1 protein-coding gene is annotated in these 753 nt (G+C 54.2%); it reads right to left on the reverse strand.

Annotated features, from left to right (window positions below):
* Positions 1-737: hypothetical protein (locus ACTHUM_RS16335; RefSeq protein WP_440403470.1), on the reverse strand; the 737-nt coding region annotated here is incomplete at its 3' end.
* Positions 738-753 lie beyond the last annotated feature (16 nt).

A 753-nucleotide genomic window follows, 5' to 3' on the forward strand; every position in this document is an offset into this window, starting at 1 on the left:
TGGGTGTGTGTGGGGGGTGGTTTGGTGTTTGGGTGGTGTGGTGTTTTGTGTTGTGGGGGTGTTGTGTAGGTGGGGGTTTGTGGCGGTGTGTTCTGTGTTGGTGGTGGTGTTGTTGTTGGGGTTTTGGTTGTTTTTGTTTTTGTGTGTTGTGGGTGGTGGTGTTGTTTGGGGGGGGTGGGTGGTGTGGGTTTTGGTTGGGTGGGTAGGGTGGGTTCGGTTTGTGTTTTTTTGTTGTTTGGTGTTTTGTGTTGGGTGGGTGGAGGGTTGGTTGTTTGGGGTGTTTTTGGTTTTGTTTGTGTGTTGGTTGGGTTTTGTGGGGTTGGGGGTTGGTTGTGGTTGTGGGGGGGGTTGTTGTTTTGTTTTGTTTTTTTGTTGGTGTGGTTTTTGTTTTTGTGTTTGTTGGGTGTGGTTTGGTTGGTTTTTGTGGGGGTTGTGGTTGTGTTGTTTTTGGGTTTGGTGGTGGGGTGGGTGGGTGGTGTGGGGGTGGTGGTTGGGGGTGTTGGTGTGGTTTTGGTCGTGTTGTTTTGGTTGGTTTTGTGTGTGTTGTGTGGTGTTTGTGCGTTGGTGTGGGGTGGGGTGGGTGTGGTGGTGGGTGTGGGGGTGTTTTGGGTTGGTGGGGGGGGGGTTGGGTGGGTGGGTGTTGGTGTGTTGGTGGTGGTGGTGGTTGGGTTGGTGTGGTTGGTGGTGGGGGTGTGGGGTGGGGGGGTGGTGTGGGGGGTGGTAGAAGAAGTACCCAAGGCGGCGCCTGCAACG

It is taken from the genome of Neisseria sp. P0021.S006, from assembly GCF_051956895.1.